General features: G+C 76.6%; 20 protein-coding genes. 16 read left to right on the top strand and 4 right to left on the bottom strand.

What is annotated here, in order from left to right; all coding sequences use genetic code 11:
* Positions 1–35: 35 nt before the first annotated feature.
* Positions 36–3692, top strand: coding sequence for a VanW family protein (locus E5225_RS13085; protein ID WP_135973196.1), 3657 nt, complete (start codon positions 36–38; stop codon positions 3690–3692).
* Positions 3693–3767: 75 nt separating this feature from the next.
* On the opposite strand, the gene E5225_RS13080 is transcribed toward E5225_RS13085, so the two are convergent.
* A complete protein-coding gene (locus E5225_RS13080; protein ID WP_135973195.1) occupies positions 3768–4064 on the bottom strand; it encodes a hypothetical protein in 297 nt (98 codons plus the stop codon).
* Positions 4065–4167: 103 nt separating this feature from the next.
* Here E5225_RS13080 and fdxA point away from each other — a divergent pair, with 103 nt between their 5' ends.
* The 3 genes from fdxA to E5225_RS13065 all read left to right on the top strand — a co-directional run bounded on the left by fdxA (position 4168) and on the right by E5225_RS13065 (position 7200).
* Complete coding sequence (fdxA, locus tag E5225_RS13075; RefSeq protein ID WP_135973194.1) at positions 4168–4494, top strand: ferredoxin; 327 nt, start codon at positions 4168–4170, stop codon at positions 4492–4494.
* Between the two features lie 41 nt (positions 4495–4535).
* Complete coding sequence (gene dapC, locus E5225_RS13070; protein WP_135973193.1) at positions 4536–5684, top strand: succinyldiaminopimelate transaminase; 1149 nt, start codon at positions 4536–4538, stop codon at positions 5682–5684.
* 205 nt (positions 5685–5889) lie between these two features.
* The gene (locus E5225_RS13065) at positions 5890–7200 is read left to right on the top strand and encodes a citrate synthase (RefSeq protein ID WP_135973192.1); all 1311 of its coding nucleotides are present in this window, start codon (positions 5890–5892) and stop codon (positions 7198–7200) included.
* Positions 7201–7313: 113 nt separating this feature from the next.
* On the opposite strand, the gene E5225_RS13060 is transcribed toward E5225_RS13065, so the two are convergent.
* On the bottom strand, positions 7314–8171 hold the full coding sequence (locus E5225_RS13060) for a hypothetical protein (protein ID WP_135973191.1): 858 nt from the start codon (positions 8169–8171) through the stop codon (positions 7314–7316).
* Between the two features lie 59 nt (positions 8172–8230).
* Positions 8231–9199, bottom strand: a complete 969-nt coding sequence (gene dapD, locus E5225_RS13055; protein ID WP_135973190.1) for a 2,3,4,5-tetrahydropyridine-2,6-dicarboxylate N-succinyltransferase — start codon at positions 9197–9199, stop codon at positions 8231–8233.
* A 119-nt stretch (positions 9200–9318) separates the two neighbouring features.
* Here dapD and dapE point away from each other — a divergent pair, with 119 nt between their 5' ends.
* The 6 genes from dapE to E5225_RS13025 all read left to right on the top strand — a co-directional run bounded on the left by dapE (position 9319) and on the right by E5225_RS13025 (position 15717).
* Positions 9319–10431: a succinyl-diaminopimelate desuccinylase gene (gene dapE, locus E5225_RS13050; RefSeq protein ID WP_135973189.1), complete on the top strand. Its 1113-nt coding sequence runs from the start codon at positions 9319–9321 to the stop codon at positions 10429–10431.
* Positions 10432–10500: 69 nt separating this feature from the next.
* Positions 10501–11376 carry an LOG family protein gene (locus tag E5225_RS13045; RefSeq protein ID WP_135973188.1) on the top strand — a complete coding sequence of 292 codons (876 nt, stop codon included), beginning with the start codon at positions 10501–10503 and terminating at the stop codon, positions 11374–11376.
* Positions 11370–12347, top strand: a complete 978-nt coding sequence (gene folP, locus E5225_RS13040) for a dihydropteroate synthase (protein ID WP_424945131.1) — start codon at positions 11370–11372, stop codon at positions 12345–12347. The genes E5225_RS13045 and folP overlap by 7 nt, the downstream gene beginning before the upstream one ends.
* Positions 12344–13684 (top strand): hypothetical protein, encoded by a 1341-nt coding sequence (locus E5225_RS13035; RefSeq protein ID WP_208012521.1) that lies wholly within the window; start codon positions 12344–12346, stop codon positions 13682–13684. Before folP ends, E5225_RS13035 begins: the two co-directional genes overlap by 4 nt.
* Before the next feature lie 205 nt (positions 13685–13889).
* Positions 13890–14057 (top strand): DUF3117 domain-containing protein, encoded by a 168-nt coding sequence (locus E5225_RS13030; protein ID WP_013772033.1) that lies wholly within the window; start codon positions 13890–13892, stop codon positions 14055–14057.
* Positions 14058–14181: 124 nt separating this feature from the next.
* Positions 14182–15717 (top strand): leucyl aminopeptidase family protein, encoded by a 1536-nt coding sequence (locus tag E5225_RS13025; protein ID WP_135973219.1) that lies wholly within the window; start codon positions 14182–14184, stop codon positions 15715–15717.
* Between the two features lie 57 nt (positions 15718–15774).
* Here the strand turns inward: E5225_RS13025 and E5225_RS13020 are convergent, their stop codons facing one another.
* Positions 15775–16407 (bottom strand): O-methyltransferase, encoded by a 633-nt coding sequence (locus E5225_RS13020; RefSeq protein ID WP_135973218.1) that lies wholly within the window; start codon positions 16405–16407, stop codon positions 15775–15777.
* A gap of 276 nt (positions 16408–16683) precedes the next feature.
* Here E5225_RS13020 and sigE point away from each other — a divergent pair, with 276 nt between their 5' ends.
* The 6 genes from sigE (at position 16684) to E5225_RS12990 (ending at position 21986) form a co-directional block, all read left to right on the top strand.
* Positions 16684–17295, top strand: coding sequence for an RNA polymerase sigma factor SigE (gene sigE, locus E5225_RS13015; RefSeq protein WP_135973187.1), 612 nt, complete (start codon positions 16684–16686; stop codon positions 17293–17295).
* Complete coding sequence (locus tag E5225_RS13010; protein WP_135973186.1) at positions 17292–18224, top strand: zf-HC2 domain-containing protein; 933 nt, start codon at positions 17292–17294, stop codon at positions 18222–18224. The genes sigE and E5225_RS13010 overlap by 4 nt, the downstream gene beginning before the upstream one ends.
* A complete protein-coding gene (locus E5225_RS13005) occupies positions 18221–19711 on the top strand; it encodes a S1C family serine protease (RefSeq protein WP_244243665.1) in 1491 nt (496 codons plus the stop codon). Before E5225_RS13010 ends, E5225_RS13005 begins: the two co-directional genes overlap by 4 nt.
* Positions 19712–19790: 79 nt before the next feature.
* Positions 19791–20186 (top strand): twin-arginine translocase TatA/TatE family subunit, encoded by a 396-nt coding sequence (locus E5225_RS13000; protein ID WP_136225456.1) that lies wholly within the window; start codon positions 19791–19793, stop codon positions 20184–20186.
* Between the two features lie 142 nt (positions 20187–20328).
* Positions 20329–21390, top strand: a complete 1062-nt coding sequence (gene trpS / locus E5225_RS12995; RefSeq protein ID WP_135974304.1) for a tryptophan--tRNA ligase — start codon at positions 20329–20331, stop codon at positions 21388–21390.
* Positions 21387–21986, top strand: a complete 600-nt coding sequence (locus E5225_RS12990; RefSeq protein ID WP_135974303.1) for a 2'-5' RNA ligase family protein — start codon at positions 21387–21389, stop codon at positions 21984–21986. Before trpS ends, E5225_RS12990 begins: the two co-directional genes overlap by 4 nt.
* The last annotated feature ends 9 nt before the right edge of the window (positions 21987–21995 follow it).

The raw sequence follows: 21995 nt of genomic DNA, 5'->3' as shown, positions 1-21995 counted from the left end.
CGGTCTGCGCGCTGCATGGAGCAGACGGGGGTTTGATGACGCACGGGACCGACCGCGGCACGACGGCCGACGGGACGACGGACGACCGGGACGTGCCCGGCGCGCGCCCCGCCCCCGAGGGTGCCCGCGGCAGCGGGGAGACGGCGGCAGTGCCCGCGCCCCGCGTGCCGGCCGGCCCCGCGCAGGACCCGGGGCCGACGCCCGCGGACGACGCCGAGCCGCGCGACGACCGCGACCCGGCCGATGCTGCTGCGGGCGAGGCCGACGACCCGGCCGGCGCGGCCGTGCCCGCCGTCGACGACCCGGCCGACGCTGCCGTGCCCGGGGTCGACGACCCGGCCGACGCGGCCGTGCCCGCGGTCGACGACCAGGCCGACGCGGCCGTGCCCGCGGTCGACGACCCGGCCGACGCGGTCGACGACCCGGCGGACGATGCTCCGGCCGCGGACGCCGCCGAGCCGCGCGACGACCGCGACCAGGCCGATGCCGCTGCGGGCGAGGCCGACGACCCGGGCGACGCTGCTTCGACCGCGGTCGGCGACGCGGACGTCGACGTTCCGCGTGTGGCCGAGGACCCGGGCGACGCTGCTCCGCCGGCGGCCGGCGACGCGGGTGAGGACGCTCCGCGTGTGGCCGATGACCCGGCCGACGTTGCTCCGACCGCGGGCGGGGACGTTCCGCGTGCGACCGATGACCCGGCGGACGTTGCTCCGACCGCGGTCGGCGACGCGGGTGGGGACGTTCGGCGTGTGGCCGAAGACCCGGCCGACACCGTCGAGCCGCGCGCGCACGTGTCGGGCGCGGACGCATTCAGCCCGCCCCCGGCGGGTGCCGACGCATCCAGCCCCGATCGCGCGGACGCCGCCACGGATGGCGTCGCCACGGACGCCGCCGCCACGGACGCGGTCGCCACCGACGCCGCCGCCACGGACGCGGTCGCGACGGACGCCGCCGCCACGCGCCCGCCGGCCGGTCCCGGCGAGTCCCGCCCCGGCCCGGGCGCGACCGGTGCGCGTCCCGCTGGCGCCGAGCGCCCGCGCCCGACGGGCTCCGCCCCCGCCGTCTGGGCGTGGCCGTCCTGGGAGGACGTGGCGGTGACGGCACCGCCCACGACCGGGTCGACGGCCGCACCGTCCGCGGGGTCGGCCGCCGCACCCGAGGCCGAGCCGGGGTCGGTGCCCGCGCCCGACGAGGCGTCGGCCGCCGCACCCGAGGCCGAGCCGGGGTCGGTGCCCGCACCCGACGAGGGGTCGGCCGCCCCGGCGGCGCCGCCCACGGACGACGCGGCGCGGCCGCCCGCACCGCAGGGCACCCGGGGCTTCGGCGGCCTCTCCGCGCTCGCGATGACGGCCCTCAACGCGGCGGCCGTCGGCGTCCCCGCCCACGCGCTGCCCCGCAGCGACATCGACCCCACCGACGCCTCCCGCCGCGCAGCGGGCGGGGAGCCGTCGACCACGCCGTCGGCCGCCCCGTCGGGCCCGTCGTCGGCCGGTGGACCGGCGGAAGCCGCCCCGTCCGAGGCAGCGGCGTCTGACGCAGCGGCGTCGGACGCGACCCCGTCGGACGCGACCCCGTCGGACGCGACCCCGTCTGACGTGACCCCGTCTGACGCGACCCCGTCTGACGCGACCCCGTCCGGCGCAGCGCCGTCCCCGGAGCCCGGGGCCACCCCGAACGAGGACGAGGACGAGGACCAGGACGCCGACCCCGCGGACGCCACGGCGACGCGCGTCGTCCCGCCCGTCGACGCCGCCACGGCGCAGGGCCCGGCCGAGGTCGCGCCGCCCGCCCACCCCGCCGCCACCGAGGTCCTCCCGCCGGCGGCCACCGCGACCGGTGTTGCGGCCGCGACCGGTGTTGCCGCCCCGACCCGCCCCTGGCCGGCCACCGGTCCCGCCACGGACGCGGACCAGGGCCGGCAGGCCCCCGGTGGCCCCGTGACCCCGACGCCCGAGTCCGAGCGCGACCCGTCGCCCCTGGACGTGTTCGAGCCCGACGACGGGCGTCGCCGCTGGCCCCGCACGCTCGCCGTCGTGGGCGGTGTCGTGCTGCTGGCCGGCGGCGCCTACGTGGGGGCGTCGTACGCGCTGGCGGACCGCGTGCCGCGGGGTGCCACCGTCGCGGGCGTCGAGATCGGCGGTCTCACGACCGACGAGGCGCGGGCGGCCCTGACGACCGGCCTCGAGGAGCGCACGGCGCAGCCGGTGCCCGTCGTCGCGCAGGACGCGCAGGCCGAGCTCGACCCGGCGGCCGCCGGCCTGACGTTCGACGCGGACGCGACCGTCGCCCGGCTCACCGGCGTCGACCTCACCGAGCCCGTGCGCCTGTGGCGCCAGCTCGTCGGCGTCGACGTGCAGCCGCCCGTGACCCGCGTGGACGACGACGCGCTGGAGGCGTCGCTGGCGTCGCTGTCGGAGTCCGTGCGCCTGGCGCCGGTCGACGGGTCCGTCGTGTTCGCGGACGGCGCCGCGCACGCCACGGAGGCCACCGACGGCTGGGAGCTCGACGTGCAGGGGGCGACCGAGACGGTGCAGGAGGAGTGGTTGGTGGGGGAGCGCCCGCTGACGCTGCCCACCACGCCGGTCGAGCCGGCGATCACGCAGGCGGAGACGCAGGCCGCGCTGACGGAGGTCGCCCAGCGGCTCGCGGCGGCGCCGATCACGGTGCAGGTCGCGGACCGTCAGGCCGTCCTCGACGTGGCGACCCTCACGGCGAACGCGAGCATGGTCCCGGTCGCCGGCGGTCTCGAGCTGCAGCTCGACGGCGAGGCGCTCGCGGCGGCCGTGCTGGCGCAGGTCCCCGACGTGGTGACGGCCGCGTCGGACGCGCGGTTCGAGTTCCAGAACGGCGCCCCCGCGATCGTCGGCGGCACGCCGGGCACGAGCCTCGACCCGGCGGCGCTGGCCGCCTCGGTCGCGGCGTCGGTCACCTCGGAGCAGCGGGTCGCGCCCGTCGACCTCGTGGCGTCCGACCCCGCGCAGACGACCGCCGCCCTGGAGGCGCTGGGCGTCAAGGAGGTGGTGTCGGAGTTCTCGACCCCCCTGACCAGCGAGCCGCGGCGTACGGCCAACATCGCGGCGGGCCTGCAGAACATCACGGGCACGCTCGTGCGGCCGGGCGAGACGTTCAGCCTCACGGACGCGCTCGGGCCGGTCGACGCCGCGCACGGGTTCGTGGAGGCGGGCGCGATCGTCAACGGCGAGCACAAGGACGCCTGGGGCGGCGGCCTGTCGCAGGTGTCGACCACCGTGTACAACGCGGCCTACTTCGCCGGGTTCGAGGACGTCGAGCACACGCCGCACAGCGAGTGGTTCCAGCGCTACCCCGAGGGGCGCGAGGCCACGATCTTCACCGGCGTGCTCGACATGCGGTGGAAGAACAACACGCCGTACGGCGCGCTCGTGCAGGGCTGGGTCGCCGACGGGCGTGCGCACGTGGCGATCTGGGGCACGAAGCACTTCACGGTCGAGACGTCGAAGAGCGGCCGGTCGGGCGTCGTCGCGCCCACCACGGTGTACTCGCAGTCGCCGACGTGCGAGCCGCAGAGCGCCGGCAACCCCGGCTTCACGGTGACGAATACCCGGCGCGTCCTGCTGAACGGGCAGGTCGTGGACACCGAGTCCGACACGTGGCGGTACAAGCCGCAGAACAAGATCGTCTGCGGGGCCGCGCCGACGGCGCCGGCGCCCTGACGCGCGAGCGCGGCCGACGACGACGCCCGTCCCCCTCGGGGGGCGGGCGTCGTCGCGTGGGTGGAGGGAGCGGGCTCAGCCCTCGGCGACCGCGCCGGGCGCGCGCGGGCGCCGGCGCACGGGCGCGGGCGGGACGAGCTTGCCGAGCAGCACGTCGGCGGCGGGCACGTGCACGTCGCCGCGCCGCGTGCGGACCGTCAGCCCGTCGTCGTCCACGGCGAGCAGGTCACCGAGGACGTCGGTGTACGGCGGCTCGTCGGGACCGCCCACCGGGGCGGCACCGGCCGGCGGCAGGTCGTCGCGCCGCCGGCGCACGACCACGCGCGCGCCCGGCGGCCACGCGCGCCACGGGGGGAGTGCCGCGCCGGTCACGCGGGCCACCGCCCGTGTGGCGTGTCGGACGGTGGACGTCGGCTCGTCGTCGCTGCCACGTGGGGGATACTAGGTCGACCGCTGCACCCGTGGAGGACCGCCCGTGACGTACGTGATCGCCGAGCCCTGCGTGGACGTCAAGGACAAGGCGTGCATCGAGGAGTGTCCGGTCGACTGCATCTACGAGGGCAAGCGCTCCCTCTACATCCAGCCCGACGAGTGCGTCGACTGCGGCGCCTGCGAGCCGGTGTGCCCCGTCGAGGCCATCTACTACGAGGACGACGTCCCCGAGCAGTGGAGCCAGTACTACGAGGCGAACGTGCACTTCTTCGACCAGGTCGGCTCGCCCGGCGGTGCCGCGAAGATGGGGCAGATCGAGCACGACCACCCCATCATCGCCACGCTGCCGCTGCGCGTCCACGGCGAGTGAGGGCCCTGCGCCCGTCCGCGTCGCCGCGGCGGGGCTGACCCGTGGGGCTGGCCACCGGTGACCTGCCGGACTTCCCCTGGGACACCCTGACGCCCTTCGCGGACCTCGCCCGCCGGCACCCCGGCGGCATCGTCGACCTGTCGGTCGGCACGCCGGTCGACCCGACGCCCGCGCTGGTGCGTGAGGCGCTGGCGGCGGCGGCCGACGCGCCCGGCTACCCGACGACGCACGGCACGCCCGCGCTGCGCGCCGCGGTGGTCGACTGGTTCGCGCGGCGCCGGGGCGTGCCCGGGCTCGACCCGGCCGCGGTGCTGCCCACGGTCGGCTCCAAGGAGGCCGTGGCCCTGCTGCCCGCGCTGCTGGGCGTAGGTGCCGGCGACGTGGTCCTGCACCCCGCGACGGCGTACCCGACGTACGACGTCGGCGCCCGCCTCGCCGGTGCGCTGCCCGTGCCGACGGACGACCCGGCCGCGGAGCTCGCGCGCCGGGACGACGTGCGGCTCGTGTGGCTGAACTCGCCCGCGAACCCCCACGGCGCCGTCCTCGCCGTGGAGGAGCTGCGCGCGGTCGTCGCGGCGGCCCGTGCGGCGGGGCGCCGGACGGGCCGGCCCGTCGTCGTCGCGTCCGACGAGTGCTACGCCGAGCTGGTGTGGGACGAGCCGTGGGCGTCGGCAGGGGTGCCCAGCCTGCTGGACCCCCGGGTCACGGGCGGCGACCTGACCGGCCTGCTGGTGACCTACTCGCTCTCGAAGCAGTCGAACCTCGCGGGCTACCGGGCGGCGTTCCTGGCCGGTGACCCAGAACTGGTCGCGCGGCTGCTCGAGACCCGCAAGCACGCCGGGATGATCGTGCCCGCGCCGGTGCAGGCGGCGATGACCACGGCGCTGGGCGACGACGCGCACGTCGCGGAGCAGCGCGAGCGCTACCGTCGCCGCCGCCGGGTCCTGCGCGCCGGGTTCGAGGCCGCGGGCTACGTGGTGGACCACTCGCACGCGGGGCTGTACCTGTGGGTGCGGCCGGACGGACCGCGACAGGACGCGTGGCGCACGGTCGAGGACCTCGCCGGCCTGGGCGTCCTCGTCGCACCCGGCGCGTTCTACGGCGCCGCCGCGGCGGGGCACGTGCGCGCGGCGCTCACGGCCCCCGACGAGCGGGTCGCGGAGGCCGCGGCTCGGCTCCAGGGGGCGTAGTCGGGGAGCACCCGCGGGCCGTACAGTGTGGCCGCGGATGTGAGGAAGGTCACAGGCGGCCCAAGGGCGGGTCGCTCGCTCGTCAAGATCACCGCGGCACGGGTACCGTCGCTGCGGACCGACGGGGGTCACCCCTCGCGTCGGTCGTCGAGGAGCCCAGCAACCGCAGGGCCGCTGCCGCTGGTCGGCGCAGGAAGGAAACACCATGTCGGACGTCGTCACCGCCCCGGTCCAGGCTCCCGTGCAGCTCGTCGTCGAGGGGCAGACCCGCGACCTCCCCGTCGTGCCGGCCACGGAGGGCAACGACGGCATCGTCGTGTCCTCCCTGCTGCGCGACACCGGGATGGTCACGGTCGACCCGGGGTTCATGAACACCGCCGCGTGCGAGTCGCAGATCACCTACATCGACGGCGACGCGGGGATCCTGCGCTACCGGGGGTACCCGATCGAGCAGCTCGCGGCGCAGTCCTCGTTCCTCGAGGTCGCCTACCTGCTCATCCACGGCGAGCTCCCGGACGCGCCGACGCTCGCGGCCTTCGAGGAGCGGGTCAACCGCCACACGCTCGTGCACGAGGACTTCCGCACGTTCCTGGGCTCGTTCCCGCGCGCGGCGCACCCGATGGCCGTCATGGGCTCCGCGCTCAACGCGCTGTCCACGTTCTACCCGGAGTCGCTCGACCCGTTCGACCCGGAGACGGTCGAGCTCGCCACGGTCCTGATCCTCGCGAAGACGCGGACGATCACGTCGTACGTGCACCGCACGTCCAAGGGCGAGCCGCTGCTCTACCCGGACTACTCGCGCGGGTACGTCGAGGACTTCCTGCGCATGACGTTCGCGGTGCCGTACCAGCAGTGGGACCCGGACCCGGTCGTCGTCAACGCCCTGGACAAGCTGCTCATCCTGCACGCCGACCACGAGCAGAACTGCTCCACGTCGACCGTGCGCATCGTCGGGTCGAGCCACGCGAACATCTACGCGTCGGTCGCCGCGGGCATCAACGCGCTGTCGGGGCCGCTGCACGGCGGCGCCAACGAGGCCGTGCTGACGATGCTCGACGAGATCAAGGCGAACGGCGGGGACGCCACCGACTTCATGCGGCGCGTGAAGGACAAGGAGGACGGCGTCCGGCTCATGGGCTTCGGCCACCGGGTCTACAAGAACTACGACCCGCGCGCCGCGATCGTCAAGGAGAGCGCGCACGAGGTCCTGCAGGCGCTCGGCAGCAACGACGAGCTGCTCGACATCGCGATGCGCCTCGAGGAGATCGCGCTGGGCGACGAGTACTTCGTCTCCCGCAAGCTCTACCCGAACGTCGACTTCTACACGGGCCTGATCTACAAGGCGATGGGCTTCTCGGAGCGCATGTTCACGCCGCTGTTCGCGCTCGGGCGCATGCCCGGCTGGATCGCCCAGTGGCGCGAGATGATGAACGACCCGCAGACGAAGATCGGCCGCCCGCGCCAGGTGTACACCGGCGCGACCGCGCGCGACTACGTGGACGTCGCGGAGCGCTGACCGGCCGGCCGCGGCCGACCCACGAGCACCGGAGCCGGTGCCGCCCGTCGTGGCGGCACCGGCTCCGTCGTCCGTGCCGGCGCGTCGTCCGTGCCCGCGCGGGCGTGCGCCCGTCAGCCGGCGACGACGATCCGGACCTGTCCCGCGGGCAGCGGGGCCTCGGCCGGGCCCCACGTCGGCGCGCCACGCGACCACACGAGGTCGGCGACCGCGACCTCGTCGACGGCCACCTCGGCCGCCACCGCGACGGCCCAGTGGGCCGCGACCCAGGCGGCCCGCGGCGGGTCGCCCGGCGCCAGCGCGTCGGCGGTGACGTCGACCGCGTGCGGCGTCGCCTGCGCGGCGTCCGCCGGGCGCACGGCCACCGGCAGCTCGCCGAGGTCGCGCACGAGCCGGCCGAGCAACGGGTCGGTGCCGGCCGCGCCGTCGGCGGGACGCAGGTCGCACGTCACGGCGGCGGGGGAGAACCCGGTGAGGCCGGACGCCCACGCGCGGGCGCGCCCCTCGTGCTGCGCGTACGCGTCGGGGAACCCGGAGCGCTGCACGGCCTGCGCCGCCTCGGTGATGGGCATGTCCCCGTAGCCGGGCACCTCGACGAGCCCGTCGTAGAACCGCCCCGTGGAGTAGACGGGGTCCATGATCTCCTCGACCGTCCCCCAGCCCTGCGACGGCCGCTGCTGGAAGAGCCCGACCGAGTCGCGGTCGCCGTAGTCGATGTTGACGAGCTTCGACTCCTGCAGCGCGGTCGCTATGCCGATGGTGACGGCGCGTGCCGGCAGACCCCGCCGGACCGCGAGCGCCGAGACGAGCGCCGCGTTCTGCGCCTGGTCGGGGCTGAGCCGCCAGTCCGTGCCGTCGAGGTGCGCGACGCAGCGTTCCGCCGTGGGCGCGGCCGGGTGCGTGCGGTCCAGCAGCGTGACCACGCCCGCCACGGCGGCGACGAGCACGCCGACGAGCACGAGGGACGCCATGAGGGCCGCCGCGACCCTCGGGCGGCGGCGGCGACGGGACGACGACGGCCCGGCCACCGTCAGTTGCTGTGCAGCGCGGTGTTCAGCTGCACCCCGGCGCCGGAGCGTGCGACGGCCTCGACGGCGCCGGTCTGCGAGTTGCGGCGGAACAGCACGCCGTCCGCGCCCGCGAGCGCGCGCGCCTTGACGACCCGGGCGCCGTCCTCGGCCGTCGCCGCGTCCGGGACGTCGAAGCCGACGAGCCGTACCTTCGTGCCCGCGGTGACGTACAGGCCGGCCTCGACGACGCAGTCGTCGCCGAGCGGGATGCCCAGCCCGGCGTTGGCGCCGAGCAGGCTGCGCCGCCCGACGGAGACGACCTCCCGGCCGCCGCCGGACAGGGTGCCCATGATCGACGCCCCGCCGCCGACGTCCGAGCCGTCGCCCACGACGACGCCCGCCGAGATGCGGCCCTCGACCATCGACGTGCCCAGCGTGCCGGCGTTGAAGTTCACGAAGCCCTCGTGCATGACGGTCGTGCCGGGCGCGAGGTGCGCGCCGAGGCGCACGCGGTCGGCGTCGGCGACGCGCACGCCCGTCGGCACGACGTAGTCGACCATCCGCGGGAACTTGTCGACGCCGTAGACCGTGACCGGAGCGCCCGTCGCGACGCGCAGCCGTAGGCGGGTCGCCTCGAACCCCTCGACGGCGCACGGTCCGCGGTCCGTCCACACGACGTTCGGCAGGACCCCGAAGACGCCGTCGAGGTTCTGGCCGTGCGGTGCGACGAGCCGGTGCGACAGCAGGTGCAGCCGCAGGTAGGCGTCGGCGGTGTCGGCCGGCGGCGCGTCCAGGTCGACGACCGTCGTCACGACGCGGACGCGCACCCCGCGCGCGGCGTCGTCACGCTCGGCGGCACCGAGGTCGTCCGGGACGGCGGTGTCGGCGGGCGGTGCGCCCAGGGCGGGTGCGGGGTACCAGACGTCGAGCGTCGTGCCGTCGTCGGTGAGGGTGGCCAGGCCGTGGCCCCAGGCCGTGCGGTCGGTCATGGTCGTCAAGCCTACGGTCTGGACCCGGACGCCCGTCCGTCCGCCGCACCCGTGCGCGGCGCCTACGCCCTGCCGGGAGCGGTGCCCGGCCGCCGCGGGCCGCGGCGTAGGGTCGCCGGGTGGCCGTCGACTCCCTTGACCTGTCCGCCGACGTCGTGACGCTCGCCCGGGAGCTGTGCGACATCCCCTCCGTCTCGGGCGACGAGACGCGCCTGGCGGACGCCGTCGAGGCCGCCCTGCGCGGGTACCCGCACCTCGAGGTCCTGCGCGACGGCGACGCCGTGCTGGCCCGCACGCGGCTGAACCGGGCCCGCCGCGTCGTCGTCGCCGGCCACCTGGACACCGTGCCGGTGACGGACAACCTGCCGACCCGCCTCGAGGACGACGTGCTGTGGGGCCGCGGCACCGTGGACATGAAGGCCGGCGTCGCGGTCCAGCTGTCGCTCGCGGCGGCGCTCGACGCGCCCGTGCACGACGTCACGTGGGTCTTCTACGACCACGAGGAGGTCGACGCGGCGCTCAACGGCCTCGGCCGCGTCGCGCGGAACCACCCGGACTGGCTCGCGGGCGACTTCGCGGTGCTGTGCGAGCCGACGGCCGGCGGCATCGAGGGCGGGTGCAACGGCACGCTGCGCGCCGAGGTGCGGCTGCACGGCGTCGCGGCGCACTCCGCGCGGGCGTGGACCGGCGTCAACGCGGTGCACGCGGCGGGGGAGGTGCTGCGCCGGCTCGGCGCGTACGCGCCCGCGACGCTCGACGTCGAGGGGCTCACGTACCGCGAGGGCCTCAACGCCGTGCTGATCGCCGGCGGGCGTGCGACCAACGTCATCCCGGACGAGTGCGTCGTCACGGTCAACTACCGCTTCGCGCCGTCGCGGTCCGTCGAGGAGGCGACCGCGCACGTGCGCGAGGTCCTGGCCGGGTACGACGTCGTGGTCGTGGACGCCGCACCGGGCGCGCGCCCCGGCCTCGACGACCCGCTGGCGCAGGACTTCGCGGCCGCCGTGCTCGCCGTCACCGGCGGCGCGCCGGCGGCGAAGCAGGGCTGGACCGACGTCGCGCGGTTCTCCTCCCTGGGCGTGCCCGCCGTCAACTTCGGCCCCGGCGACCCGCTGCTCGCGCACACGCGCGACGAGCGCTGCCCGGTCGACCAGATCGTGCGCAGCCGCGCCGCGCTGGCGGCGTGGCTGAGCGGCGCACGGCCCGAGGACCTGCCGCTCGGCCTGTCCTGACGGCGCCGTCCGGGCCGCCGCCGCACTGCTCGGGCTGAGTGCCGGCGCCCGGCGACCTAGAGTCGGCGCATGACCCACGACGACATGTCGGCACCCGAGCCGGAGTACCGCCGCGGCCCCGTGCTCATGCGGCGCGACCAGATCCCCGCGACCACGTCCGACCAGGGCCTGCTGCTCCGCGGCGACGGTGGCCGCTGGCTCCACGACGACCCCTGGCGCGTCATGCGCATCCAGAGCGAGTTCGTCGAGGGCTTCGGTGCGCTCGCCGAGGTCGGCCCCGCCGTGAGCGTGTTCGGTTCCGCCCGGGTGCTGCCCGACGACCCGTACTACGCGCTCGCGCGCGAGGTCGCGAAGGGTCTCGTGCAGGCCGGGTACGGCGTCATCACGGGCGGCGGCCCGGGGATCATGGAGGCCGCGAACCGCGGCGCGTCCGAGGCGGGCGGACTCTCGGTCGGCCTCGGCATCGAGCTGCCGTTCGAGCAGGGCATGAACCGCTGGGTCGACCTGGGCGTGAACTTCCGCTACTTCTTCGCCCGCAAGACGATGTTCGTGAAGTACTCCGAGGGCTTCATCGTGCTGCCGGGCGGCTTCGGCACGTTCGACGAGCTGTTCGAGGCGCTCACGCTGGTCCAGACCCACAAGGTGACGGGCTTCCCGATCGTCCTGGTGGGCACCGACTACTGGTCGGGTCTCATCAGCTGGCTGCGCGACACCGTCCACGCGCACGGGATGATCGCCGAGGCCGACCTCGACCTGCTGCACGTGACCGACTCGCCGGAGGAGGCCGTCGACGTCGTGGTGCGCCGCGGCGCCGAGCTGCGCGCGGAGGAGCAGGCCGCGTTCCGCGCGGCGCAGCGCGCGCAGGCGGAGGCGGCGCGCGCGTCGGAGGGGACGCCCGCCGGGACCGACGGCGCGACGCGCTCGGAGTCGGACGCGGGCTGGTGACGGACCCGCAGGTGCACGGCGACGGGCCCGCCCCGCCGCCGCTGCGCGGCGTCCCCGCCGGTGCGGCGCCGCTGCGCCTGCGCGGGCGCACCTTCGGCCCGGAGCACCCCGTGGTCATGGCGGTCGTGAACCGCACCCCCGACTCGTTCTACGCGGCGGCGCGCCACGACGCCGACGGCATCGACGCGGCGGTCGACCGCGCCGTCGCGGAGGGCGCCGACGTCCTGGACGTCGGTGGCGTGCGCGCGGGCCGCGGGCCGCGCATCGACGCAGCCGAGGAGATCGCGCGGGTCGTGCCGGTCGTCGAGCGGGTGCGTGCGCGGCACCCGGGGCTGCTCGTCAGCGTCGACACGTGGCGCGCGCGGGTCGCGCGGGCCGCGGCCGACGCGGGCGCGGACCTCGTGAACGACACGTGGGCGGGCCACGACCCGGGGCTGGTCGAGGTCGCGGCGGAGCGTGGGCTCGGCGTCGTCTGCTCGCACACGGGCGGTGCCGCGCCCCGCACCGACCCGTGGCGGGTGGCCTACCTGCCGCGCGCCGACGGCACGGGAGGGGACGGCGGCGACCCGCTCGACGCGGTGGTCGACGACGTCGTCGCGACGCTCACCGCGGCGGCCCGGCGGGCGGTCGCGCTCGGCGTCGACCCCGCGTCCGTGCTCGTGGACCCGACCCTGGACTTCGGCAAGACGACGTGGCACTCGTTGCACCTGCTGAGAAGGACCCCGCGAATCGTGCAGATCGGGCACCCTGTGCTCATGGCAGTGTCGCGCAAGGACGTCGTCGGCGAGACCCTGGGTCTGCCGCCCGAGGAGCGCCTCGAGGGCACGCTCGCGGCCACCGCCGTCGCGGCCTGGCTGGGGGCGCGCGTGTTCCGCGTGCACGACGTGGCCGCGACCCGGCGCGCGGTCGACATGGTCGCCGCGGTCCGCGCGGAGCGTGCGCCCGCGGTCGCGGTGCGGGGCATGGCGTGAGCACGGGCGCCGACGGGCCCGGCCCCGTCGCGCACGGCACGACGCGGGACGCGACGCACGACGCGACGCACGACGCGACGCAGGGCGCGACGCAGGACGCGACGCGGGCCGCGAGGTCCCCCGCCGCGTCGCCCTGGGAGCGCGTGCGCCGGTGGCCGTGGTGGGCGCACGTCCTCCTCCTCTACGTCGCGAGCCGGGCGTTCGCCGCAGCCGTCTTCGTGTGGACCTCGGGGGTCCAGGAGGCGAACCTCTGGACCGACGCGCACCCCGACTACCAGCCGTTCGTCGCCCTGATGTACGACGGCTCCTGGTACCGGCAGGTCGCCGAGCAGGGCTACCCGTCCGAGCTGCCGCGCGGCGCCGACGGGCTGGTGCAGCAGAACGCGTGGGCCTTCTTCCCCCTCTTCCCGATGCTCGTCCGCGGCCTGATGGAGCTGACCGGCGGGACGTGGGTCGTCCTCGCGCCGACGGTCGCGCTGCTGCTCGGCGCGGGGGCCGCGCTCGTCGTCCACCAGGCGGTCGTGCACGGCGCGCCGCGCGCGGTCGCGGCGCGGCCCGGGCTGCCGCTCGCGACCGTGGCGCTCGTGTGCGCGTTCCCGACGTCCGCGGTGCTGCAGGTCGCGTACACCGAGTCCCTCGCGCTCCTGCTGGTCGCGTCCGCGCTGCTGCTGCTCGTCCGGCGCCGGTACGCGTGGACGGCGCTCGTGGTCCTCGCGCTCGGCCTCACGCGCGCGGTCGCCCTGCCGATGGCGGCCGTCGTGGTCGTCCACCTCGCGGTGCGGTGGTGGCGCACGCGGCGTGGCGAGGACGACCTGCGCCCGGCCGGCACGGCGGGGCTCGCGGCGCTCGCGGTGTGGGCGGGCGTGTCGGGCTTCGCGTGGCCGGCCGTGTGCGGCTGGAGGACGGGGGTGCCCGACGGGTACCTCCAGACGCAGGAGGCGTGGCGCGGCGTGCGCGAGGTCGTGCCGTTCTCCGGCTGGGGGTACGTGCCGCAGTTCTGGCTGGGCGACCGGGGGCCGTGGCTGACGGTGGCCGGCTTCCTGCTGGTCGCTGCCGTGCTGCTCGTGCCCGCCGCGTGGCGCCTCGGCCCCGAGCTGCACACCTGGGGTGCCGCGTACGTCGTCTACATCCTGGCCGTCATCGAACCGGGCAGCAGCCTCGCGCGGTTCCTGCTGCTCGCGTTCCCCCTCGGGGCCGTCACGGCCGGCGTCGTGACGCGCCCCGCGTGGGCCCGACGGGTCTGGTTCGGGGCGGTGCTCGCGCTCATGCTCGGTCTCCAGGTGCTGTGGATCCGGCAGATGTGGGAGTTCAACCCCGGGGGTGACTGGCCGCCGTGACCCGCCGTGCCGGGAGCGCCGTGTACCCGTCCGGGTGCGCCCCGTGCCCCTGACGGGCGCGGATACCTGGACCACCGGCCCGACGGTCGCCCCGGTGACCTAGGATGGTCGGCGGACATCCGGCTGATCAGGGACTGATCCAGCGAGGGTCGGGCCGGCCCGGCGACCCGTCGGCCGGTCACGCACGAAGCGAAGGAGAGGCCGCATGGCCGCGATGAAGCCGAGGACCGGCGACGGACCCCTCGAGGTCACCAAGGAGGGTCGCGGCATCGTCATGCGCGTCCCGCTCGAGGGCGGCGGACGGCTGGTGGTCGAGCTGAACGCGACCGAGGCCGCCGAGCTGGGCGAGGCACTGACCTCCGTCGTCAGCTGACGACCCCGTGAGCCCGCGCACCACCGGCCGGCGCACCGGCACGGGTGCACGCCCCGCCGGTCTCACGACGACCCGTCGGGCGGCGTCCGCGGCAGGCGCCGCACGCACCCCGCCGGTCGTCACGCTGCACGCGGCCACGGTCGTCGACTCCCCGCTCCTCACGGACGGGTCGGTCGACGCCGTGGCGGTCCAGGTAGCACCCGCGCGCGAGGGCGACGACGCGCTGCAGCCCCGCACGGGCACGCCCCAGGCGGCGGCCCGGTACGGCGTCGACCTCGCCGAGCTGGCGGAGCGTGCGGGTCTGACGGGTGCGGCGGGGGAGGCCTTCACGGTCCACCTCCCGCAGCCGGTCGGCTCGTCCGTCGTGCTGCCGTGGGCCGGCCTGCCCCCGCGCATCGTGCTCGTCGGCGTCGGCGACGAGACCCCGACCGCCCTGCGCCGCGCGGGTGCCGCCCTGGCCCGTGCGACCCGGGGGCTGCGGCGCGTCGCCGCCACCGTGGGCGCGCAGACCCACCACGCGGCGTCGGGTGCCGCGGAGGCCGCGCGCGCCGTCGCCGAGGGGTACCTCCTCGCGTCCTACAGCACGCCGCGCACCGGCTCGGCCCCGAGCGCCGAGACGCCCGGGGAGCTCGTGCTGCTCGGCCGCGACGGTGCGGCCGTGGCCGCGGCGGTCGACGCCGCGCGCATCGCCACGACCGCCACCTGGCTGGTCCGCGACCTGGCCAACACGCCGTCGAGCGTGAAGAACCCCGCGTGGATGGCCGACCGTGCGCGCCGGCTCGCGTCCCGCGCGGGCCTCGAGGTCGAGGTGCTCGGCCCCCGCGAGCTCGCGGCGGGCGGCTTCGGCGGCATCCTGGCCGTGGGCGCCGGCTCGGCGTCCACGCCGCGGCTCGTCCGCGTCAGCTACACGCCGCCGGCCGCGGACGGGCGGCACGTCGTCGTCGTCGGCAAGGGCATCACGTACGACACGGGCGGGCTGTCCATCAAGCCGCGCGAGGCCATGGTGCCGATGAAGACCGACATGGCGGGCGCGGCGGTCGCGCTCGCGACCGTGCTCGGCGCCGCCGAGGCGGGCGTCCGGCACCGCGTCACCGCGGTGCTGCCGCTCGCGGAGAACCACGTGGGCGGCGCGTCCTACCGCCCCGGCGACGTGCTGCGGCTCTACGGCGGCACGACCGTCGAGATCGCGAACACCGACGCCGAGGGCCGCCTGGTGCTGGGCGACGGCCTCGCGTGGGCCGACGCGACGCTCGAGCCGGACGTCCTCGTGGACGTCGCGACGCTCACGGGTGCCGCGACCCTCGGCCTGGGCAAGCAGCACGCCGCCCTGTACGGCACCGACGAGGCCGTCGTGGCCGGGCTGCTCGCGGCCGCGGAGCGGACGGGCGAGCTCGCGTGGCACATGCCGCTCGTGGACGACTACGACGAGGCGGTGCTCTCGTCCGTCGCGGACCTGCGGCACGTCCCCGTGGACCGGGCGATCGGCGGCGGCTCGATCACCGCGGCCCTCTTCCTGCGGCGGTTCGTCGGCGACCGCGCGTGGGCGCACCTCGACATCGCCGGTCCCGGCCGCGCGCCCGCGGACAAGCACGAGGTCACCGAGGGAGCCACCGGGTACGGCGCGCGCCTGCTCCTGGACTGGCTCGCGCGGCTGGCCTGAGCCGCGGCCCCGTCCCCGCGAGGGACGGGGTCGTGCAGTCAGCCGCGGGTCGTGCGGTCAGCGCCGCACGGCCACCAGCAGGCCGTCGCCCGTCGGCAGCAGCGCGGGCATCAGCCGGTCGTCGGTCCGGACCTGCCGGCCCACGTCACGCATCGTCGTCGTGGCCTCGTCGCGCCGCGCGGGGTCGCCCACGCGGTCGTGCCACAGCGCGTCGTCGACGACGAGCACGCCGCCGCGCCGCAGCAGCCGCACCGCCTGCTCGACGTAGCCGGGCGTCCCCTCCACGTCCGCGTCGACGACGACCATGTCGTAGCCGCCGTCCGTCAGGCGCGGCAGCACGTCCGACGCCCGGCCGGAGATCGTGCGGGTGCGCGTGCTGCGCACACCCTCCTCGGCGAACGCCTCCTTGGCCGCCCGCTGGTGCTCCAGCTCGATGTCGATGGTCGTCAGCACGCCGTCCGCGGGCATGCCCCGCAGCAGGTACAGCGCACCCACGCCGGCGCCCGTGCCGACCTCGACGACCGCACGTGCCTGCGCGGCCGCCGCCAGGACGCGAAGGGCCGCACCGGTCCCGGGCAGCACGGGCGTGCAGCCGAGGTGGGACGCGCGCTCACGGGCGCGCACCAGCACGTCGTCCTCGGTGAGGAACTCCTCGCAGTAGACCCAGCTCTGGGCCTTGTCGGTGGAGATGGCGTCCTCCTGCGGGAGCGTTCGGGTGGGAGCGTGCGGGGCCGGTCGGCGCGGGGGCCGGGTGGCGGCCCGGAGCGGCGTGCGGGTGCGCCGGCCCGCCGCCAGCGTAGTCCCGCACGCGGGCGCGCCCGGGGAACCGGGCGGCCGCGCCGGTCGTTCTGCCACTGTTGCGCCCACGACGAACACGGGTCGAGCGGCGGGGTGCGACCTGGGACACTGGCGGTGCACGTCCGGCCGGACCGTCCCGCCGGCACGCGAGGAGACGATCACCCACCGATGAGCACGCCGCCCGCTGACTGGCAGGTCCCGTCGTGGGAGGAGATCGTCCGCACGCACTCCGCCCGCGTCTACCGCCTCGCGTACCGGCTGACCGGGAACCGGCACGACGCCGAGGACCTCACGCAGGAGACGTTCGTCCGGGTGTTCCGGTCCCTGCACACGTACAGCCCGGGCACCTTCGAGGGCTGGCTGCACCGCATCACGACGAACCTCTTCCTCGACCAGGCGCGTCGCCGCCAGCGCGTGCGCATCGAGACGATCGGCGACGACACCGAGCGCTGGTCCTCACCCGACGCGCTGAGCACCCCCGAGCGGGCGTTCGAGGCGGCGAACCTGGACCACGACGTCCAGCGTGCGCTCGACGCGCTGCCCCCCGAGTACCGCGCCGCCGTGGTCCTGTGCGACATCGAGGGCCTGTCGTACGAGGAGATCGCCGTGACGCTCGGCATCAAGCTCGGCACGGTCCGCTCGCGCATCCACCGCGCCCGCGCCCGGCTGCGCGACTCGCTCGAGCACCGCCGGCCCCGTCCGGTCGGTCAGCCGTCCGCCGCGGACGGCGACCCCGAGCCCGCGGTCACGGGACCGCCGTCCGTCGTGGAGGTGGGATGACGCACCTCGGGTCGTGGATCAGCGCGCTCGTCGACGGCCAGCTGGACGCCGCCGCGACGGAGCGGGCCCTCGCGCACGTCGCGCGGTGCCCGCTGTGCGCCGGTGAGCTGGCCGCCGCGCGCGCCGCGCGCCGCGCCCTCGCCGCGGCCGACGAGGTGCGCCCGACGGACGACCTGACCGCCCGCCTGCTCTCCCTCTGCGCCCAGGAGCCCGCGGTCCCGCCCGGCCCCGCCGCGCGGGACCCCTTCGCGGTCCCGGCGTCCGGGTCGCCGCACCGTGGCCAGGCGCTGCCGCGCGACGCGACGCACGCCCTGCGGGGCGACGTGGTGGGCCGGCGGGCGTCGCGACGCCTCGTGCTCGGGTCGGTCGCCGGGGTCGGCGCGGTCGCCGCGATGCTGTTCGCCCTCGGCGCCCGACCCGCCGTCGCGCCGTCGTCGCACCCCGCCGCGGTGCTCGGTCTGCTGGCGGCCGACGGCCGGGACGCGGGCACCGACGCGGTCCCGGTGTCGCCGGACTCGGTCACCTGGCTGCGCGGGCACGGCTGGACGTTCCCGCGCGAGCTCCCCGCCGACTGGCGCGTGCGCGCGATCCGGTGGTCGGGGGACGACCGCCGGGTGCTCGAGGTCGAGCTCGACGCGCCGTCCGGCACGGTCGTGGTGACCGAGCAGCAGGGCCGGCTCGACACGGCCGCGCTCGCGGGCGCGCCCGTGCGCACGGTCGGCGGCCGGCAGGTGCACGTGCTGTCCACCGAGCCGTTGCTCGTCGCGTGGCAGTCGGAGTCGACCGTGGTGCAGGTGGTCGGCCCGGAGGACGACGAGGACGTCGACGCGATCGTGGGGGCGTTCCCCGCCGGCGGTTACGACGACACGGTCGTCGGCCGCATCGGCCGGGGGTGGCAGACCGTGACGAGCACGCTGGAGGCCCCGTGACGCCGGACGACCGCGAGCCCGCCGACGCGGTGACACCGCCGGGGCAGGCCCCGGACGCCGCGGCCCCGGCGCCCGCGCCGGCTGCGCCCGTGCCGGCTGCCGCCGCGCCCGTGCCACCCGCCTCGGCGCCCGCGCCCGCGGCGCTCTTCGCGGCGCCGTCCGCCTACCGGCGCACCGAGCCCCCCACGGGCGCCCAGCCCGTGGACGCCACAGCCCCGATGCGCGGCGTCCCGGAACCACCCGACGGCGGTGCCCGCCCAACCGCCCCCGTCGCCGCACCCGGCCCTCACGACCGCGCGCACCCGGCGGATCCCGCCGCCCCCGCCGGCTCCGCGGCCCCGCCGTGGCCGGTGGCCGCCTCCGGTCCCGTCCCCCGGCGCCGGCCGCGCCGCCGCGCGCTGTCCGTCGCGTGGGTCGTGCCGCTGATCCTCCTCGCACTGGTGGCGGGCTTCCTCGGCGGCGCCGTCGGCGCCCGGACGTGGGGGGACGACGGCCGACCGGCGACCGCGGACCTGCCGTCCGCCCCGCCGCCGGCCGCCGCACCGGTGCAGCGGGACGCGTCGTCCGTCGCGGGCATCGCCGCGGGCGTGCTGCCCAGCGTGGTCTCGATCGAGGTCGAGAACGCGGAGGGGGCGGGCTCCGGCTCCGGGTTCGTCCTGCGCGAGGACGGCTACGTGCTCACCAACAACCACGTCGTCGCCGGTGCGGGCGACGGTCGCCTCGTCGTGGTCTTCGCGGACGGCACCCAGCTCGACGGGACGGTCGTCGGGGCCACCTCGGAGTACGATCTCGCGGTGGTGAAGGTGGACGCGACCGGTCTGACGCCGCTGCCGCTGGGTGACTCCGACGCCGTGGTCGTCGGAGACCCGGTGGTCGCGGTCGGCGCCCCGCTCGGCCTCGTCGGGACCGTCACGACCGGCATCGTCAGCGCCCGCAACCGCCCGGTCGTCGCGGGCGAGGGCAACGACCAGACGTTCATCAACGCGTTGCAGACCGATGCGGCGATCAACCCGGGCAACTCCGGCGGCCCCCTCGTCGACGCGAGCGGTCAGGTCGTCGGCATCAACTCCGCGATCGCCCAGCTCCCGGGCGGGCTCGGCGCCGCCGGCGGGAGCATCGGGCTCGGCTTCGCCATCCCCTCCAACCAGGCGCGGCGCACCGCGGAGCAGCTCATCACGACCGGCCGTGCCACCTACCCGGTGATCGGCGTCCTGCTCGACCCCGAGTACACGGGGGAGGGTGTCCGCGTGTTCGAGGAGGATCCGGACGGGCGGCCCGCCGTCACGCCGGACGGTCCCGCGGACCGCGCCGGCGTCCGCCGCGGCGACGTCATCCTGTCGGTCGACGGCCGGCCCGTGACCGCCTCGGAGGAGCTGATCGTCGACATCCGGGCACGCGAGCCGGGCGAGACCGTCGAGCTCCGCGTGCGCACGGGCGAGCGGGAGCGTGCCGTGCGGGTCCGGCTCGACGGACTGACGTCCGACTGACGTCGGACGGACGAGAACGCGCCGGCCGGGCGCCGCCGTCCTCGGACGGTGGTCCAGGCCGCGGGGGTACCCTGTCGGGGTGCTGGGCATCAACGGTGGTGAGCTGCTCATCCTGCTGCTCGTCGCCGCCCTCGTGATCGGGCCCGAACGCCTGCCCGCGTACGCCGAGCAGCTGGCCGGCTGGGTCCGGCGGCTGCGCGACGTCGTGCGGGACACGCGCCAGCGTGTCGACGAGGAGCTCGGCGACGTCGCCGGCGACGTGGACTGGGCCGCCCTGGACCCGCGCCGCTACGACCCGCGGCGGATCGTGCGCGACGCCCTGCTCGACGACGTCGCGCCGTCCCGCGCCACGGGCACGGCGGCCGCGACGGCGGGCGCCGCGGGCACGGCCCGTGCCGCCGCACCCCGTGCCGCCGCGCCGCGCACCGCGGCCGCGTGGGCCGGTCCGGCGCCGTTCGACGACGAGGCCACCTGACCGCCGTCGGGGCCCGCGCCCCGCACCCCTCGCGACGCCCCGGCCGCCGCGACAGCACCGTCCGACCGCTCTCGTCCCGCACGTCGTCCCGTGCCCGACCTCGACCCGAGCCCTCCGGCTCGTCCCCCTCAGGAGGCCCCGCATGACCCAGGTGCTGCCCACGTCGCCGCCGCAGCGCACGACGCCGGCCGCCGGCCGGATCTTCTCCGGCATGCAGCCCACGTCGGACTCGCTGCAGCTGGGCAACTACCTCGGGGCCCTGACGCACTGGGTGGCGCTGCAGGAGACGCACGAGGCCATCTACTGCGTGGTCGACCTGCACGCGCTGACGGTCGCGCCCGACCCCGCGGTGCTGCGCGAGCGCACCCGCCGGACGGCCGCGCAGTACCTCGCTGCGGGGGTCGACCCGGCGCGGTCGACGCTGTTCGTGCAGTCGCACGTGCCCGAGCACGCGGAGCTCGCGTGGGTCCTGTCGTGCCACACCGGCTACGGCGAGGCCGCGCGCATGACGCAGTTCAAGGACAAGTCCGCCAAGCAGGGGTCCGAGGGCACGACGGTCGGGCTGTTCACGTACCCGGTGCTCATGGCCGCGGACATCCTGCTGTACGACACGGCGCTCGTGCCGGTCGGGGAGGACCAGCGCCAGCACCTCGAGCTCACGCGGGACCTGGCGCAGCGGCTGAACTCGCGCTTCGGTGCCGGCACGGTGGTCGTCCCCGAGCCGTACATCGTGGGTGCGACGGCGAAGATCTACGACCTGCAGGAGCCGACGGCCAAGATGAGCAAGTCGGCCGAGAGCCCCAACGGGCTGATCGAGCTGCTGGACGACCCGAAGGTCGTCGCGAAGCGGATCCGCTCGGCCGTGACCGACGCCGAGCGGGAGATCCGCTACGACCCGGCGACCAAGCCGGGCGTCTCGAACCTGCTGACGATCTTCTCGGCGCTGTCCGGCCGGACGGTCCCGTCGCTCGAGGCGGACTACGCGGGCAAGGGCTACGGCGACCTGAAGAAGGACCTGGCCGAGGTCGTGGTGGACTTCCTGGCGCCGTTCCAGGAGCGCGTCCGGCACTACCTGTCCGACCCGACGGCCCTCGACGACGTGCTGGCGGACGGGGCGGAGCGCGCGCGTGCGCTCGCCGTCCCGACGCTCGAGCGCGTGTACGACCGGTCGGGCCTGCTGCCGCGGCGGCGGACGCGCCCATGAGGCTCCCGCCGTGCGGTCCCGGCGAGCGGCTCGTCGGCGTCGCCGTGGCCGTGCCGGAGCCGTACCGCACGGAGCTCCTCGAGGCCCGGGCGCGGTCGGGGGACCCCGACGCGCAGCACGTGCACCCGCACGTCACGCTCGTCGGTCCGACGCCCGTGCCGTACGAGGCCCGGGCGTCGCTCGACGACCACCTGCGCGCCGTCGCCGACGCCCACGGCCCGTTCGAGGTGCACCTGCGCGGGGTGGGGACGTTCCGCCCGGTCACGCCCGTCGTCTTCGTGCCGCTCGCGCGCGGTGCGCGGGAGTGCACCGCGATCGAGCGGGCCCTGCGGGCGGGGCCGCTCGCGCACGACCCACGCTACGACTACCACCCGCACGTCACCGTGGCGCACGAGCTCGACGAGCCGGCCCTCGACGCCGCGCAGGAGGCGATGGAGGGGTACGAGGCCACGTTCCTCGTGACCCACCTGCACCGCTTCGTCCACGACGGACGCGCGTGGCAGCAGGAGCGTGCGTACCCGCTGCGTGGTGGTACGCCCCCGGCCGGGGTCGCGTACCGCGGGCGCCCGGATGCCGCGGTGGTGCGGCCGACCTAGATTCGGCCC

Origin of the sequence: Cellulomonas shaoxiangyii, assembly GCF_004798685.1 — a bacterium.
Lineage (GTDB): Bacteria > Actinomycetota > Actinomycetes > Actinomycetales > Cellulomonadaceae > Cellulomonas > Cellulomonas shaoxiangyii.
Note: the sequence above shows the minus strand (reverse complement) of the source record. Positions and strands in the feature narration are given on the sequence as shown.

What these genes read in the sequence shown, in the direction of transcription:
- E5225_RS13060 (WP_135973191.1), bottom strand. Translation starts at nt 8,171, where the DNA reads ATGGCGTCCCTCGTGCTCGTCGGCGTGCTCGTCGCCGCCGTGGCGGGC.
- E5225_RS13030 (WP_013772033.1), top strand. Translation starts at nt 13,890, where the DNA reads ATGGCCGCGATGAAGCCGAGGACCGGCGACGGACCCCTCGAGGTCACC.
- sigE (WP_135973187.1), top strand. Translation starts at nt 16,684, where the DNA reads ATGAGCACGCCGCCCGCTGACTGGCAGGTCCCGTCGTGGGAGGAGATC.
- dapD (WP_135973190.1), bottom strand. Translation starts at nt 9,199, where the DNA reads ATGACCGACCGCACGGCCTGGGGCCACGGCCTGGCCACCCTCACCGAC.
- E5225_RS13065 (WP_135973192.1), top strand. Translation starts at nt 5,890, where the DNA reads ATGTCGGACGTCGTCACCGCCCCGGTCCAGGCTCCCGTGCAGCTCGTC.
- E5225_RS13045 (WP_135973188.1), top strand. Translation starts at nt 10,501, where the DNA reads ATGACCCACGACGACATGTCGGCACCCGAGCCGGAGTACCGCCGCGGC.
- E5225_RS13085 (WP_135973196.1), top strand. Translation starts at nt 36, where the DNA reads ATGACGCACGGGACCGACCGCGGCACGACGGCCGACGGGACGACGGAC.
- E5225_RS12990 (WP_135974303.1), top strand. Translation starts at nt 21,387, where the DNA reads ATGAGGCTCCCGCCGTGCGGTCCCGGCGAGCGGCTCGTCGGCGTCGCC.
- E5225_RS13010 (WP_135973186.1), top strand. Translation starts at nt 17,292, where the DNA reads ATGACGCACCTCGGGTCGTGGATCAGCGCGCTCGTCGACGGCCAGCTG.
- trpS (WP_135974304.1), top strand. Translation starts at nt 20,329, where the DNA reads ATGACCCAGGTGCTGCCCACGTCGCCGCCGCAGCGCACGACGCCGGCC.